Genomic DNA, 16,215 nt, shown 5'->3' on the forward strand with positions numbered 1-16,215 from the left:
CACAACATACACACCTTTTCCCGGAAGGCTGTAAGCATTGTATTATGGTAAGTCTCCTGACTTTTGGATACGAACGCAACTTCAACCTTCCCAGTATAAATACCAGTGGTTGTCTGAAGTTACTTTCCAATTACAGTGGCCGGACCGTTCAGGATTTTCACCTGATTCCTTTTTACGTCTTGCAAACTAGCAAGACACCAAAATACGCTATAAACTCCCCTTAATCATAATGAGTCGACAAAACAATTGCAATAGCGAGATTTTTGACGTGTAGAATATTTTCCAACCTCCTATAAATGACCAATTTATTCCTTTCCTATCTTGACTATCTTTTCAGACTATGTAACGATAAGATATGGATAAACACTAGGGGTGCTGTTGCTGAGAGAGGCGTTCGCCTTAACCCTCGAAACCTGCTCTAGATAATGCTAGCGGAGGGAAGTGGACATATGACGGATTTCGACCGTACTATGCAACCGCTTCGCACAGAGAAGTGGTTTTTTTGTGTGTATTTTTTGAAGAAATGAGAAGTGGTAAGAATGATGACGAATAAGGTTTTAGAGTTTACGAATGTATCTTTTCATTATCGAGCAACCAATGCTTCGAAACCAACTGCTATTTTTGATCAAGTCGATTGGCATGTAAATGAAGGCGAATTTGTCAGCATCATTGGACCAAGTGGTTACGGGAAAAGCACGTTGTTCCGACTAGTCACCGGTCTAGAAAATCCTGACAGTGGTGAGATTTCATTGAACGGAGAAGTGACAACGAAGCGGTTGGGCAAAGTCGGCTATATGCCGCAGCAAGACTTACTTATGCCGTGGCGAACGATTCTTGAAAATGTCCAATTACCAGTAGAACTTCAAGGCGATAAACCTACTGCCGATCAGATCATCCAGCTACTAGCTGATTTCGGACTGGCAGGCGAAGAAAACGCCTATCCTGGAAATTTATCAGGTGGGATGCGACAACGGGTTTCCTTTTTACGAACGATCCTGACCGGCTCCAATGTTTTATTGCTGGACGAGCCATTCAGCGCATTGGATGCAATCACACGGCTGACGATGCAAGAGTGGCTGATCGATCAATGGCAGAAGCTCGATAAAACGATCGTCTTCATCACACATGATATCGACGAAGCTTTATTTCTATCCGATCGCATCTTTGTACTAGCTGAAAGACCAGTACAGACGATTCGCGAAGTCATCGTGCCTCTTAGCCGACCACGTACTATGCGAGACTTGGCACGGCCCGAACTGATGGAACTGAAGGAGCAACTTATTAGTGAGCTTCGTTCGGAGGCGCGGCTATGAAGAAAATCACTTCGTATAGTTGGTCTATACTTTTCGTTTCGATTTTACTGGGCCTATGGGAAATTAGCGCACGTCTTTACGACAAAAGCTTTCTCTTCCCGTCCCCTTCAGCGATTCTGATCAGATTATGGGAGCTAAAAACGGAGCTGTTTATCCACCACTTACCTCCGACTGCTTTAACTATCTTAATCGGCTTATCGATTTCAATCATGCTCGGATCCACACTGGCAATTGCGATGTATAGTAAGAAACCGATCGAGCAGGCGTTTTACCCTATCCTGATCGCGTCGCAAACGATTCCGGTCATCGCGCTCGCACCGATTTTCGTCTTATGGTTCGGCTACAGTATTTGGAGTAAAGTCGCGGTTACGGTACTGATTACTTTTTTCCCGATTACCGTCAGCGTTTTCGACGGCTTGCGCTCTTCAGATAAAAATTTACGTGAATTAATGCTAACAATGGGTGCGTCCGCAAAAGATATCTTCTATAAACTAGACCTACCTTCCGCTTTGCCATCTTTCTTCTCTGGACTTAAAGTGGCGGTCACACTGAGTGTAATCGGTGCGGCCATTGGGGAATGGCTGGGTGCTCAGGCAGGACTTGGATATTTCAGCAGAAGAATGATGACGCAATTTGACAGTGCCGCTGTATTCGCACCGATCGTCTTGCTTTCTGCAGTAGGTATTATTTTCTTTCTACTCGTCGTCGTATTGGAAAAACACTTTTTACAATGGAGGAATCACCAATGAGAAAACATCTATTCCTTAGCATCATTTTTCTTCTTGTACTGCTAGCTGGGTGCAATAATGATAAGTCTCCCGCAGATAACGAAGAGACACCGAAAAATGAAAAGAAAAAAGTCAGTATCATGCTCGACTGGTATCCAAATGCAGTACATAGCTATATTTATGTAGCCCAGGAAAAAGGCTATTTTAATGAAGAGAACGTGGAAGTGGATATACAATTCCCTGCCAATCCGACCGATCCAATGAACTTGACCGCAGCAGGAAAAGTGACTCTTGGACTGTATTACCAACCGGATGTCATTTTAGCGCAAGCCAATGAAGACATTCCAGTTAAAGCAATTGCTTCGATTGTGCGAGAGCCACTAAATTATACTGTCATGCTAGAGGAAAGTTCGATTCAATCACCTAAAGATCTCGAAGGTAAAACAATCGGTTATCCAGGAATTCCACTAAACGAATCTTTGATTAAAACGATGGTAACGAATGACGGTGGCGATTATGACAAAGTGAATATGATCGACGTTGGATTCGAACTGGAATCTTCACTCGTTTCAAAACGTGCCGATGCCGTGACAGGAACATTTATTAACCACGAAGTGCCTGTTATGGAATCGAAAGGCTTCAAAACGCGCTACTTTAATCCAGTAGACTATGGCGTGCCAAATTATAGTGAAATTGTGTTGTTGACGAGTGATGATACATGGGACAAAGAACAAGACGCTATCCAGGCTTTCTGGCGGGCAGCACAAAAAGGGTATGAATTTATGGTAGAACAACCCGAAGAAGCTCTCGACCTCTTGCTAAGCAACCAAGATCAAGCGAACTTCCCGTTAGACAAAGCAATCGAAACGGAAAGTTTAAATGTGTTATTACCGAAGATGGATACAGACGGTGAAGCATTTGGTACGCTTGATGAAACATCTTGGGAAGAAGTGCGGGACTGGCTACATGAGATGGAATTGATCAAGACGAAACCTGAAGTGGACGATATGATTTTAGACGTCAGCACAGGTGAAATGTTTTCTAAAATAACGAAGTAACACGCACAAAGGGCTATTGCGGAAGTCTCTATGACTGACCGCAATAGCCTTTTTCGATTCTATGGAATTAGCGAGGAAGTACCGTAAACTTCACAGCAAATGACTTTTTCATTGCGACACCTTTTTTATTCTGCAACCCTTGCTCCACGCGTAAATAATGAACTCCTAGTTGCCATTCTTTAGTTGGTGTAATTAATAATTGCTTGCTATTTGTAGGATCCACTTTCGCTGTAAAGCTTTCGATACGTTCTGCGCTATTTGGCGAACGGGTAATGTAAATATGTTTTGAGTAGTCTTTTCCAAGTAGTAATTCATTAGTAAATTTGATTGTGAATACTTTATTCGTTTGTACTTTTAGTTCTGGAAAATCGCCTGTAAATTCATTTGGCGGAATAGGTGTAGAACTAGCTGGTAACGCATGGCTCAGTTTCTCTAAACTTACTATCCCTGCACCAAAATGAATATCTTTACCCGGCGCGCCTAGGTCTGTCGCGGTCATTTCTAGTAACTGTCTGATTTCAGCCGGTGTTGCTTCAGGCTTCAATGATTTTACCAAAGCCGCTGCACCTGCTACCATTGGTCCCGAAAAAGATGTTCCACTGACTAACTTATAGCTATTAGCAAGGGTTGTCGTATAGATTGCCGCACCTGGAGCGACTAAGCTCACGTGAGAGTTATAGTTTGAAAAGGAAGCGCGCTGATTATCTCTTTCCGTTGCGCCAACTGAAATGACGGAAGGATAAGATGCAGGAAACATGATCGAATTCCCTTTCGTTGCATCATTCCCTGCAGACGATACGACCGTGATACCCGATTCGACTGCACGCTGAATCACTTTTTCTTCCATTTGAGAAGACATGCTGCTTCCGTAACTCATATTGATTACATCGACTTGTTTCTTGATGGCGTAATCAATCGCCTTAATACTATCCGACACTTTACTGAGACCGTTCAGATGCGAGATTTTCAACGGCAATATTTTGGTTTCATATGTTCCCGCAATACCTACTACACCCAGATTATTTCCAGCCTTAGCCGCGACTACGCCTGCGACAGCTGTGCCATGGCCATTGACGTCCTGAAGATTCGAATTATTTGCGTAAAAGTTATAACCGCCTGGCTGAATTCGGCCCTGTAAATCTTCATGTTGTAGATCAATGCCGGAATCAATGACTGCCACGACGGTCATTTTCTTTTGTTCTTGCACCCTAGACCACATCCACTGCGGCTTCATTTGTGGTATCCACCACTGCTTCACTAGAATAGGATCATTGAATACAACATGCGAATAGCGCTCATAGTTCGGTTCAACATGTAAGACGTTGGGATCTTTGAGAAGTTGTTCCTTCATTAATAGCGTATCAGCAGAATCTGTAAAGCTCCATAACTCCACTTTGTCTGTGATAGGTTCGCGGCTTTCTACACCGGGTACGCTATCGTCTACAGAAAATGTTTGACGATTTTCTTCGTACTCTATCAACAACTCATTTGAAGCAGCTTCTGCACTGACTACCCCTTTAAATCCAAGTACCGCCAGCAATCCAATGCAGGCAATCAAAACTACATGATGCCGTCTTTTCATTCGCCCCTCTTTTCCTCCCTGCCACACTTTAGTAATATGGGATTCTTTTAAACCATTATAACTCACTTTTTACCATCTTCATACATACTAGGCGTATGATAGAACTACTTTAAATGACGAATTTTGAAACATTCCTTGGAATGAATATCCTGCGACCTACTTCCATTACACAACAACCGTCCTTACATCTAGAATAATCCCGTCAGTCATAGTATAATCTTGACTACATTGGTATCTATACTCGCTTTCAAAAGATAGAGCCATAGCATGAAGTAGGAGAATTTATATGAAAAAATGTCCGATATGTAAAGAAATGAATACAATTCAGCAAGAGTACTGCACACACTGTAAAGCGTTTCTTGCATCCCGCTATTCCAATAAAAAACGTTCGTTATTGAAAACACCACTGTATCCCATTTTATTGATTACTGCTGTGCTTGTCGCGATTATAGGTTATTACACTATTGAAAATAAATATGGTCGGAAGGCAATAACAGAGCAATTCATTTCAGCACTGATCGAGCAGGATCAAGACGAGTTGCATGAATTGATTGTACCGAAAGATAGTCGGATTTCGATCAACAGGGATAGCATACAAGCCTTACTTACATTGGTCGAGAAGAACCCTTCCATCGTACAAGTAATAGAAAACAATTTACGAGAAACGACCGACGACGGCATGTTCTCCATACGTGCGGATGGTAAGCGATTCGGCCTCTTTCCCCGCTATACGATTAATCCAGCGGGCTATATCCTCAAAGTGAAATCGATCGGAGACGAAACGGTACTATCCATTCACGATACCGAGATGGGCTATATTAAAAAGAGTAAAGAACAAGCAGAATTCGGCCCGTATATGGCAGGAATTTATCCCATCAAAATGACCACGACTTTGAATGACGAAAGCGTGCGTGAAGAAATTCAGGCGAACGTATTTGGAGCGAAGCAATCAGTTCACCTCGCTTTTGATTCCATCAAAGAATTGGCCATTGCAACGAACGTGGAAACCGACAACGATTTGCCAGTCGTGCAAAACGACGTCGTGGAAGAAGAACCCGTCGAAACCGTTATTGTCAAAGAGGTGATTAAAGAAGTTCCAGCTGACGCTTCAAATGACCACTTCATCATCTCATACAGCGGTGACGTGTTCCTCGACGAATCCGATTTAAAAGGATTGTCAAAAGATGATTTACGTTTAGCGCGTAATGAAATCTATGCACGACATGGCTATGTATTCAAATCAAAAGAAATGCAAAACTACTTTGGCTCACAGTCTTGGTACAGCCCGGATCCATCCTTCGATGGCAAGATGACCGAGTGGGAGAAACATAATGTTGAATTGATTAAATCACTGGAATAAAAGAAGGAGCAATCCGTTAAGTCATGTTGACTTAACGGATTGCTCTATTTTTGTGGTTTGGACGCACTGGTGGATGGCGCGATATCGACACAAAAAAGCGCGAACCCATGCTAACTCAACCAGTCTCTTCCTCGTCCTCACTACTACTCTCACCATCGACTACGAACTTCTTCATAGCTCTCGCTTCATACGTCACCCAATCTTCATCGGACTTGTTAATCAACTCATCCAAAATCGAAATAGCTTGAGTTTCCTTACCAAGCTGCCACAAAGCGCGGCTTGCTTGAAGACGAATTCCCTCTCGATAAGGTGATTCCTTATAATTCACATCTTTTTCTTTACGGAATGCTTTCGCGATTTTCACCACGTCTTCATACTTCTGCTCACGCAAATAACTCGAAGCTAGGAAGTACGAGGCATCGTCCGTGAAGTAATCACTTTCCTCCGTACGCATAGCATATTCCAAGTACACCACAGCCGCTGGGAAGTCTTCTTTCATAAATTGCTTATAGCCTTCATTATAATACGTTCTCGCCGCTTCATCGGAAACGAATTCAAGCTTAGTTTCTTCTTTAGTTGTTGCGACCACTTCTTTAACCGGCTCGTCTTTCTTAGACGCAGTCTCCGTTATAGCCGGCTTTTTCACGGGTGCTGTAGTTGGCGACTCCGTAGCGGTTTCAGGCTGTGCCATGAGATTGGCAACTAACCAGACGACGAATACTAATAGGACGGTTGCTATACTAGCGAGTAGTACTGCCGCTTCTTTTTTTAGCTTACGCTTAACTTTCGGCTTCGGAATCGGCCGTGGGATATCTGGACGTGGAGGTTCTGCCGCCACGACACGTTTGATTGTCGGATCATCAAGCGCATACATAGGTAACCCCGCCGTATAGCGAGATAAAGGGTCACTTTCATAACGTGCCAACAACACCGTTTTCATGCGATATAATTCAATCGGAATAGGCAGTTTTCCTGCAAGTTCCATCGCGTGATCGATAATATGTAGTGCTTTTTCGCCAAATCCTAACTGAATTTCCGATACGGCATCGTTATATTTAGCGATGATCTGCGTATACGTGTCCCAATTGTCGACGATCGTTTGCTGTAACTTGATAGCATGTAGCTCGTCGCTATCTAATTCCTTTAAGTAGGCTAAGGCCACATGCAAATTCCCGACCTTACTTTCAAGCAATGCTTTATGCCACAGAATTTGCTTACGGCTAACATTCAGCTTTTCCAGTTCGCGTATCGTATCAAGCGCCAGCGTGTAACGCTTCTGTCGTATGGCTTGTTGCATTTGCTGAATCAGCATAGGAACGTTAGTGAATGAACTCATCGAATCACCTCCACCTACTAAACGGGCGTACGTAGTGACTCACCCATTGATCATTTGTAATGCTCGTCATAAACGTCCCCCCTTTTACGAAACCGTTTTCACTAATGCATCTTGAATGACTAGACCTTCTATTGAAAAGGCTCTACGGAATACAGCCGCTACTTTAAAACGCTCGATTCCTTGCGCTTCTTCAACGGGTATAGTTCCAACTGCTTCCATATAACTTTCATCGAAATACTCATCATAGACCGATAACTCTTGTATACCGATTTCTTCAAGTAAAAGATGTGCTTGATCCATCGCTGCGTCTAGCTGTGCAATTAAATCGACAGATTCAGGGTCAACCGTCTGACGTACATCTTCAAATAAAGTAAAGATCTGCACTGCACGTTTCGCCATTTGTACACGGTCTTGCAATGCTTCATCTTGCAAACGTGTAATGGCCTCATCAACGGGCAAAACAGCTTGATTGCTTTCGAGCAACTCTTCTAGAGAGCGGAAACTGGTCGATGTAAACTGCTGAAACTGCTTCAAGTCTTCTTGCGTAACGGGCTTCTCAATAGGATCTACTTCGAAATCTTCAATCGTAATTTTCTCCAGTTGTAATAATTCTTTATCCAATAAACGCTGTAACTCTTCCGGCCTGTTATTCGCGGACTCATGTATAGTACTCATCGAATTCCCCTTTTCAGAAAACATATAATGCATAAATCAAGCAAGAAAAGCCCAGTCTAAGCTTAGGCTATTATACTGATAAGATAGCACTTTTTGGTGGCTAACACAATACTGGGCCACGAATTGTCGAAGGAATGAGGCGACTACGATACACGGGTTGACGTATTATTGCACAATGTGTCATAGATAGACAGAAGGTACACCTATAAAACATCTAGAAAAATTAAGGTTGCTATTTCTTCGAATACCAAGTACAGTAAGGTTAATTAAACTTTCACTTATTTCGATAATTCGGAAATAAGGATAGAGGCGCAAAAACCATTAGTACACAATCGGAGAATCATGAGGTTCTGTGAAGATTGTGGAAAGGGGAATTTGCCGAAGCGGCGAGATGCTCATGATCTCTAAGCTGATCCTGGACTGAACAAGTGCAGGATTGTCATATAGGAGACTATATGGTGGGCTATCTCGTGCAAAGAAATAATTCATTATTTCAACGCAACAGCGAGCCCTCGTTGTTGCTTTTTGCGTTCAATTACGTATCGCCCCCACCTCTATGTTTCTTAATAAAATGATAGGATGTGGAGAATAATGAATTTCGGATCAATTATGACAGCGATGGTTACTCCGTTTGATGAAAGAGGAGACATCGATTACCCAGCAACACAAAACTTAATCAATCACTTACTAGCCAATGGAACAGACGCATTAGTCGTCGCAGGTACGACAGGTGAGTCCCCTACTCTTACTGCGCAAGAGAAAGTGGAACTATTCAAGTTCACTGTGCAAACAGTTGCAGGTCGTGCACCGGTTATTGCAGGTACAGGAACGAACAGTACAAGAGAGTCCATTGACTTGACGATTCAAGCAGAAGAAGCTGGCGTCGACGGAATCATGCTTGTCGTGCCGTACTATAATAAGCCGTGTCAAGAAGGGTTGTACCAGCACTTCCAAACGATTGCACAAACGACTACATTACCGATCATGCTCTATAATATCCCGGGACGTAGCGCTGTAAATATGCTCCCCGATACGATTATCCGATTAGCTAACAACGTTTCGAATATTACGTCTGTCAAAGAAGCAAGCGGTGATCTAGATGCTGTTGCAGCGATTATCGAGCATACGGAAGACGACTTCTTTGTTTATACAGGTGATGACTCGTCTACACTTCCTGTACTAGCTATTGGCGGCACAGGCGTCGTATCGGTTTCCGCTCATATTATAGGCAATGAAATGCAAGAAATGGTGCGTCAATTCAAAACAGGTAATACAAAGCAAGCGGCTACCATCTACCGCGGTCTATTGCCGATCATGAAAGCGATGTTTGCTGCTCCGAACCCTTCACCTACAAAGGCTGCATTGAACTTGACAGGTGTACCGGTGGGTGGCGTTCGTTTACCAATGATTGCGTTGCCTGACGAACAAGTAGAGTCGTTGAAAGACCTGCTAGCTCTTCGTAATCAATCCGCAGTCGGTCTTTGATCGATTTATAGAAACAACTATAAGCTGCACCGAGATGACCGCAAGATTCGGTCTATTCGGTGCAGCTTTTTGAGTCACTTCTATATAATAGTCATGGTGTTTCATCTAGTTATCTTTTACGCATCCTGCAACTGACGCCACAAGATTTTCCCACTACTCGTAGTCGGGAAACTATCCCGAAATTCGACAATTCGCGGGTATTTATAGCTAGCCATCTGCCCCTTCGACCACTCGATAATCTCTTCGCCCGTTACACTTTCTTTATATTCTGGATCCAAAATAATGAGTGCTTTAACCGTTTCACCACGCACTTCATCAGGAGACCGAACGACACATGCTTGCTGAACCGCCGGATGTTTATAAAGGATTGACTCCACTTCCGTCGGCCACACTTTAAAGCCGGCCGCATTAATCATCCGCTTGACGCGGTCTACGATAAAGAAATAGCCTTCGTTATCAATTCGCACGATATCGCCAGTGCGGAAGAATTGTATACCGTCTAGCATCATATGACTCGCTTTCGTTTCTTCTTCCTGATTATAGTAGCCTTTAAACATCTGAGGCGCATGGACCACCAGCTCGCCTTCCTCTTCTACTCCGAGCTCTTCTCCTGTCGTCGGATCAATAATGCGGGCATCTACACCGAATGCCGGAATACCAAGACATTGCAACTTAGGACGGTTTGGCGGATTGAAATGAGTATGCGACATCGTTTCGGATAGACCGTACCCTTCTACATAATCAAGTCCCGTTCGTTGACGCAGTTTTTCACCCACTGCGATAGGAAGCGTAGCTCCTCCGCCACCGACAATCTCCAGAGACGAAATATCATAATCCGCGAGTTTAGTATTCGCAAGGAAATCGATCAGCATCGTACTAATGTTGATCCAGTGACTAACTTGAAACTGCTCGATCGCCTTCATCGCATAGTCGCGATCCCATCTCGTCAGAATCACCATATTACTCCCTGCCAAAATAGGATTCAACGCACTATGCGTGAGTCCAGTCACATGAAATAAAGGCAAACTTGTCAATACGACCGTGTCCGGACTCATCGTCATCCAGTGATAGGAACCTGTCGTATTGGCCTGCACCGTACGATTCGTATGAATACATCCTTTAGGGGCTCCTGTCGTTCCTGACGTATACGGAATCATCGCCATATCGTCACTCTCACCTGCGTAGTCTGACGGAGTTTGAGCCGCATCCAACGCGGATTTCCACGAAACAGTCTTCGCTAGTTTTTTAGCAGGCGCCTTTACTTCTCCAGGAATTTCAGCCAACGCTTTTCCTTCATCAATATAATCCGAATAAGCGGCAGAAATTACTGTTTGAAGTGTCGTCGTACCTATTAACGGCTCTAGTTTCGGATACAGTTCCTGTCCAATAAACGCCAGTCGAATATCGCCGTCTTCTAGGAAAAACTGCAAATCATTAGTCGTACTCATCGGATTGATCGCGACCACTACTGCTCGCACACGCAATATCGCAAATAAACTCACAAGAAATTGGGGCGAGTTCTGCATAAGCAACAAGACACGATCACCTTGCTTCACCTGGCACTCTTGTTCCAAATACCCTGCCATCTTCTCTGTTTCGTCCAGTAATTGACTGTATGTTGCAGATCCGCCATAAAATTCATACGCAGTTTTATTCGGATATTTCTTCACAGTGATCGCCAAATTATCATAAATCGTTGTTTCAGGTAATGTAAGGGATTTTGCAATGCGTGGCGGCCAAAATTCAAAATGGGCTGTATGTTTCATACGATTCACTCCTCAATTATTGTATACGCTTATACACGTATCACAGATGACTTTCTGTCCAGACAAATAAGGCGCGACCTCCAACTGCCCTTTTTGACTGACGAAATGTAAATCTTCACCTACACCCATCTCCAGCATCGCTCTGCCTACTTGCGTTTGTGCGAGTAACATTTCATTTTGATCTTTCTGATTCTCATAGAACGACTTGGCTCCGAGAGCACTGTCCGTTAATTGAACAGCATTCTCCCCTGCTAGCTGAATCAGCTCGGACAAAAAGTACCCTGCACCGTAGAAGTCTTCTAAGCAAAATTGATTGGCAGATCCTGCACAAGTGAGCAAAATCGTTTCATCTTCATATTCTTCATATACTTTTCTGGCAACTGCTGGACTATTAAGTAATGAAGCAATCCATACTTTACGCGCAGCTGCAGCTTTTCGGATGGCCACTGTACCGTTAGTCGTTCGCAATATTAACGTTTTACCCGCAACTTCCCCTTGAAGGGCTAGCGGCAATGGATAGGAAAACCCTTCTATAGGTAAACCGTTCCATTCACCAGCCATACAATACTCTTCAGTCGGTAAATTTTCCGCAATTTCACGCGCTTCCTCTTCATCAGCTACTGGAATCACTGTCCGTGCGCCAAACGACAGGCAGGCAGAAATCGTAGAAGTCGCTAATAACACATCAAAGACTACAACTGTTTTGGTCGCATTGAGCTTCGCCTCATTCAACTCTTCTTTCTTAAAAAGCAAATGAATTCTCACCCTGTCACCTCTTACTTCCTAGCGCTAATTAACGCGTACTGAATCAGATTTTCAACAAACACATTGAAGTGAGCAAAACGTTGATCTTGCGTTTGTCCCTTTTTATAGCGGTAATAAATCTGCTGGCAAATGACCGCCAACTTAAAATACGCAAACGTCAAATAATAATCAATTGTACTGACATCACGTCCGCTCTTCTCCGCATAACGTTCGATAAATTCATCTCTCGTAAAAAACCCTGCCAGTACTGTGACCGGTGGTTTGCCAAGTCCTTTTTTCAGCATTTCAGGATCGTCTGCCTGAATCCAATAACTCATCGCAGCGCCCACATCAGCGAGCGGATCACCTACGGTCGTCATTTCCCAGTCAAACAGCCCTGTCATTTCAGAATAGTCTTCCGAAAACATCGCATTGTTTAATTTATAATCATAATGAATAATCGTAGGCTCTGCGGACTCCGGCACATTACGCTTCAAGTACTCGGTCAATTCGTCCAAATCTTTCACGTCATCCGTTTTCGCACGTTCATAGCGCCCGATCCACCCCGCAACTTGTCGCTCCATAAAGCCTTCAGGTTTCACCATATCCACAAACTTCGTTTTCTTATAATCCACTTGATGCAGGCTAACGAGTTGCTCCACTAGTAATTCGGAAATCTTCCGGCCGAGTTCAGGCGTATACACCGTGTCGGCAGGGAATTCGGTGTCTAGCACGATGCCATTCCGACGTTCCATAATGAAAAACGGACTTCCAACAATCTCTTCATCATTAGAAAAGACATATGGTTTTGGAGCCGGTATAAAATACGGATGCAAACTCGATAAAATTTGATATTCCCTCTCCATATCATGCGCTTTCGGTGCAACCGGCCCTAGCGGCGGTCTGCGTAATACCGCTTGCCATTCATTAATTTGCAGAAGATACGTTAAATTGGAATGCCCTGCACTGAACTGACGAATGTGCAATTCTCCTTCTGGTGCTTCTGGAATATGTTCTCGAATAAAGTGTTGTAGCTTCTCTTTATTCAGTTCTTCCCCAGACCGAACATTAATTGTAGTAGCATTCTCCATAGTTAATCCTCCTTTATACTAACCAGTAGGTATGTTGTGCGTAAGCTGATTTCTCAGCTTAGCGTGGAATGATTCCTTCAAGCAATAGACTCGAAAATAGTTCAACCAATTCATCGGCGGACATATTCCCTTTTGGATTAAACCAGTTGTAGCTATAATTCGTAATGCCTAATACGCCAAAAGCCACAATATCTGCACGCAAGTCTTGGCGGAATTCACCCGCTTCGATGCTATCCGTGATCAGCTGCTCGATATTTAGACGAAATAGATCTCGTTGTTTTTCAATGGTATCGACATTCTGTTCAACTAAATGGCGCATTTCACGGAAAAACACACGACCACTCGGCCCGTTATACTGAATATCATGGATTAGCAACGCGATAATGGCTTCAAGCTTTTCACGACCTGATAAATGATCCGATTCTAAAATCGTCTGTTGGCGTTTTAGCAAATCCGAAATATATTCGAGATGAATTTCCATCAATAATTGCTCTTTACTATTGAAATAATAATAAAATGTCCCTTTTGTCACACCGATTGCTTCGACTATATCTTGAATCGATGTATCGCTAAATCCTTTTTCTTCAAACAACAACACACTTGCTTGTGTAATTTTAGCTTTCATACTCATTCCTCGACCCTCTTCATGTTATTTACCTCATACTATATCACATTTCAGCGGATCGAATCCTCATGCAAAACGAACGAAATAGAAAACCTATTGTATCCAATATTTATCTGTAATTTTTCAATTCCAAACTAGCAATCTGTCTCGAATGCACTTCATCCGGACCGTCTGCAATACGCAACGTCCGCGCTGCTGCATACATATACGCAATCGGGAAGTCTTCACTAACACCCGCTCCGCCAAATGCTTGAATCGCCCGATCAATCACACGCAACGCCATATTCGGTGCTACCACTTTAATCATAGCGATTTCAGCTTTCGCAACTTTATTGCCGACCGTATCCATCATGTACGCGGCTTTTAATGTCAGCAGACGCGCCTGCTCAATATCCATTCGTGATTCCGCAATCCATTGCTGCACGACACCGTGATTGGATATTTTCTGTCCAAACGTCTCTCGTTCACTCGTTCTTTTGCACATCAATTCAAGCGAACGTTCAGCCGCTCCAATCAAACGCATACAATGGTGAATTCGGCCAGGCCCTAATCTGCCTTGCGCAATCGCAAATCCTTTCCCTTCACCCCATAATATATTTTCTGCTGGCACACGTACATTGGTAAAGAGAATTTCTGCGTGTCCATGCGGTGCATCATCATAGCCGAAAACAGGTAGCATGCGCTCCACTGTTACGCCTTCCGCATCCATGGGCACAAGAATCATCGATTGCTGTTCATGTTTCGCTGCGTTCGGATCACTCTTGCCCATAAAGATCATCACTTTACAACGAGGATCCCCTGCGCCTGAAGTCCACCACTTCCTACCGTTTATCACATACTCATCACCGTCGCGCACAATACTTGATTCAATATTCGTCGCATCACTCGACGCCACATCTTTCTCCGTCATCGCAAACGCTGAGCGGATCTCTCCTGCAAGTAAAGGCTCGAGCCATTGCTTCTTCTGCTCACCCGTACCATAACGCGCCAACACTTCCATATTGCCAGTATCCGGCGCATTACAATTGAATATTTCCGGTGCCAAGAAAGAACGCCCCATAATTTCACAAAGCGGTGCATATTCTAGATTCGTCAATCCTGCTCCATAACTATCATCCGGCAGAAACAAATTCCAAAGACCTTTCTCTTTCGCCTTTGCTTTCAATTCATCTATAATTGGCGGGATCTTATTCCAACGATCCCCCTGCTCATCCTGCTGCTGGCGAAACACAGTTTCATTCGGATAAATATACTCCTCCATAAATTGCGTCACTTGCTCTTGCAACTTCACTACTTTCTCGGAATAGGAAAAATTCATACTCTATGACTTCCTTTCGTTTATACTAACCGGTTGGTATGTTCTGAATATTACACTTACTATACGGGATTTGTTGGGGGGTTGCAAGGGGTTTTTGGGTTGGGGTTGGGGTGGGTGGTACGGTTGGTACGGTTGGCACGGTACCAGGTCCCCACACAATTTGCACACAATTCTGCTTTGCGGCACGGTCCGGCACGGTACCAGGTCCCCATACAATTCAGACACAATTCACTCAGAAATTCAATTCTTCTATCGGAATAGCTGCAAGAATTCAATTCTTCAAATTCACAACATGATCTGTACACACTTTCCACTTACCAAAATTCAATTTCGCCCTTTTGACCAAAATAAAACTTCCCCTCTATACTCAATATATTCACAAAATAATTGGAGGAGAGGTCAATGGCAAGACATAAACGGAATTGGAGGCCGGGTGCAAACTACCACGTCGTCATGCGTGGGAATAACCGACAAAACATCTATTCCACCGATGAAGACATGCTGCATTTGATGCGATGCATGGGTCATGCTTCTATCGATTATCAGTTTACAGTTTTTGCTTTCTGTATCATGACAAACCACTATCACATTTTGCTACAATCTGAAGACAACCTATCCAAAATCATGCGGCATATCAATCGAAAATACAGTGATTATTATGCTAAACGTTACGGATATGTCGGACAGCTTTACCAGGGTCGATATTATTGCAAGGAAGTGAAATCTCCTTACGCAATGCTTGCCGTAAGCCGCTATATTCACCGAAATCCAATCGCAACAAAAACACCTATGGTCAAACATTTAGCTGATTATCCATTCAGTACATTCCCCTACTACCACTCATCTGCTCCGTCACCTTATCCTTATCTTGATACATCAAAACTCCCACACTACTTACCCAAACCATTCGAGAAAACTACAGAAGCCTACGTGAACTATTGTTTGATGGAAATAGAGGATATTTTGAACGTCAATAATAGTGCTGACATTTCAGAAGTGCTTACGTAATTCCAACAAAATGAAACTCAAAAAGGCTTCTAATCCACTGGAATAGAAACCTTTTTGCAATGCGCGCTAAATTGTCAGAATAGTTTTGAATTGTGTAGGGACCTGGTACCACCACCACCGCGCCCC

Annotated in this window: 14 protein-coding genes and 3 riboswitches; of the genes, 6 read left to right on the top strand and 8 right to left on the bottom strand. The window is 43.5% G+C overall.

The features are described from left to right. Positions 1-29 precede the first annotated feature (29 nt). Positions 30-217, bottom strand: a riboswitch (cobalamin riboswitch). A 141-nt stretch (positions 218-358) separates the two neighbouring features. After that, positions 359-457: riboswitch (TPP riboswitch) on the top strand. 85 nt (positions 458-542) lie between these two features. Genes CSV74_RS07300 through CSV74_RS07310 form a run of 3 tightly spaced genes read left to right on the top strand, consistent with a single transcriptional unit; the run spans position 543 to position 3,099 of the window. Next, positions 543-1,313: an ABC transporter ATP-binding protein gene (locus CSV74_RS07300; RefSeq protein WP_099691175.1), complete on the top strand. Its 771-nt coding sequence runs from the start codon at positions 543-545 to the stop codon at positions 1,311-1,313. Next, positions 1,310-2,062: an ABC transporter permease gene (locus CSV74_RS07305; protein ID WP_099691176.1), complete on the top strand. Its 753-nt coding sequence runs from the start codon at positions 1,310-1,312 to the stop codon at positions 2,060-2,062. Before CSV74_RS07300 ends, CSV74_RS07305 begins: the two co-directional genes overlap by 4 nt. Further along, positions 2,059-3,099 carry an ABC transporter substrate-binding protein gene (locus CSV74_RS07310; RefSeq protein WP_099691177.1) on the top strand — a complete coding sequence of 347 codons (1,041 nt, stop codon included), beginning with the start codon at positions 2,059-2,061 and terminating at the stop codon, positions 3,097-3,099. Before CSV74_RS07305 ends, CSV74_RS07310 begins: the two co-directional genes overlap by 4 nt. 67 nt (positions 3,100-3,166) lie before the next feature. Here CSV74_RS07310 and CSV74_RS07315 read toward each other — a convergent pair whose 3' ends face one another. Further along, entirely contained in the window at positions 3,167-4,681 is a 1,515-nt protein-coding gene (locus tag CSV74_RS07315; protein ID WP_099691178.1) for a S8 family peptidase, read from the bottom strand. Positions 4,682-4,967: 286 nt separating this feature from the next. Between CSV74_RS07315 and CSV74_RS07320 the strand changes: the two genes are divergently transcribed. Next, the gene (locus CSV74_RS07320; RefSeq protein ID WP_099691179.1) at positions 4,968-6,041 is read left to right on the top strand and encodes a YARHG domain-containing protein; all 1,074 of its coding nucleotides are present in this window, start codon (positions 4,968-4,970) and stop codon (positions 6,039-6,041) included. A 115-nt stretch (positions 6,042-6,156) separates the two neighbouring features. On the opposite strand, the gene CSV74_RS07325 is transcribed toward CSV74_RS07320, so the two are convergent. Continuing rightward, a complete protein-coding gene (locus CSV74_RS07325; RefSeq protein ID WP_099691180.1) occupies positions 6,157-7,377 on the bottom strand; it encodes a tetratricopeptide repeat protein in 1,221 nt (406 codons plus the stop codon). Between the two features lie 84 nt (positions 7,378-7,461). Continuing rightward, on the bottom strand, positions 7,462-8,052 hold the full coding sequence (grpE, locus tag CSV74_RS07330; protein ID WP_158231767.1) for a nucleotide exchange factor GrpE: 591 nt from the start codon (positions 8,050-8,052) through the stop codon (positions 7,462-7,464). A 296-nt stretch (positions 8,053-8,348) separates the two neighbouring features. Then, a riboswitch (Lysine riboswitch) is annotated at positions 8,349-8,526 on the top strand. 117 nt (positions 8,527-8,643) lie between these two features. On the opposite strand from grpE, the gene dapA reads away from it, so the two are divergent. Continuing rightward, positions 8,644-9,537 carry a 4-hydroxy-tetrahydrodipicolinate synthase gene (gene dapA, locus CSV74_RS07335; RefSeq protein ID WP_099691182.1) on the top strand — a complete coding sequence of 298 codons (894 nt, stop codon included), beginning with the start codon at positions 8,644-8,646 and terminating at the stop codon, positions 9,535-9,537. Positions 9,538-9,653: 116 nt separating this feature from the next. Here the strand turns inward: dapA and CSV74_RS07340 are convergent, their stop codons facing one another. The 5 genes from CSV74_RS07340 to CSV74_RS07360 all read right to left on the bottom strand — a co-directional run bounded on the left by CSV74_RS07340 (position 9,654) and on the right by CSV74_RS07360 (position 15,081). Further along, positions 9,654-11,303, bottom strand: coding sequence for a long-chain-fatty-acid--CoA ligase (locus CSV74_RS07340; RefSeq protein WP_099691183.1), 1,650 nt, complete (start codon positions 11,301-11,303; stop codon positions 9,654-9,656). 12 nt (positions 11,304-11,315) lie between these two features. Further along, positions 11,316-12,068, bottom strand: a complete 753-nt coding sequence (locus tag CSV74_RS07345) for a 2-phosphosulfolactate phosphatase (RefSeq protein ID WP_099691184.1) — start codon at positions 12,066-12,068, stop codon at positions 11,316-11,318. An 11-nt stretch (positions 12,069-12,079) separates the two neighbouring features. Then, positions 12,080-13,138, bottom strand: a complete 1,059-nt coding sequence (locus tag CSV74_RS07350) for a phosphotransferase family protein (protein ID WP_099691185.1) — start codon at positions 13,136-13,138, stop codon at positions 12,080-12,082. A 58-nt stretch (positions 13,139-13,196) separates the two neighbouring features. Beyond that, positions 13,197-13,769, bottom strand: a complete 573-nt coding sequence (locus tag CSV74_RS07355) for a TetR/AcrR family transcriptional regulator (protein ID WP_369823702.1) — start codon at positions 13,767-13,769, stop codon at positions 13,197-13,199. A 103-nt stretch (positions 13,770-13,872) separates the two neighbouring features. Further along, positions 13,873-15,081, bottom strand: a complete 1,209-nt coding sequence (locus CSV74_RS07360) for an acyl-CoA dehydrogenase (protein WP_099691186.1) — start codon at positions 15,079-15,081, stop codon at positions 13,873-13,875. Between the two features lie 402 nt (positions 15,082-15,483). Between CSV74_RS07360 and CSV74_RS07365 the strand changes: the two genes are divergently transcribed. Next, the gene (locus CSV74_RS07365; protein ID WP_099691187.1) at positions 15,484-16,089 is read left to right on the top strand and encodes a transposase; all 606 of its coding nucleotides are present in this window, start codon (positions 15,484-15,486) and stop codon (positions 16,087-16,089) included. Positions 16,090-16,215 lie beyond the last annotated feature (126 nt).

It is taken from the genome of Sporosarcina sp. P19, assembly GCF_002743165.1.
Classification (GTDB): Bacteria; Bacillota; Bacilli; order Bacillales_A; family Planococcaceae; genus Sporosarcina; species Sporosarcina ureae.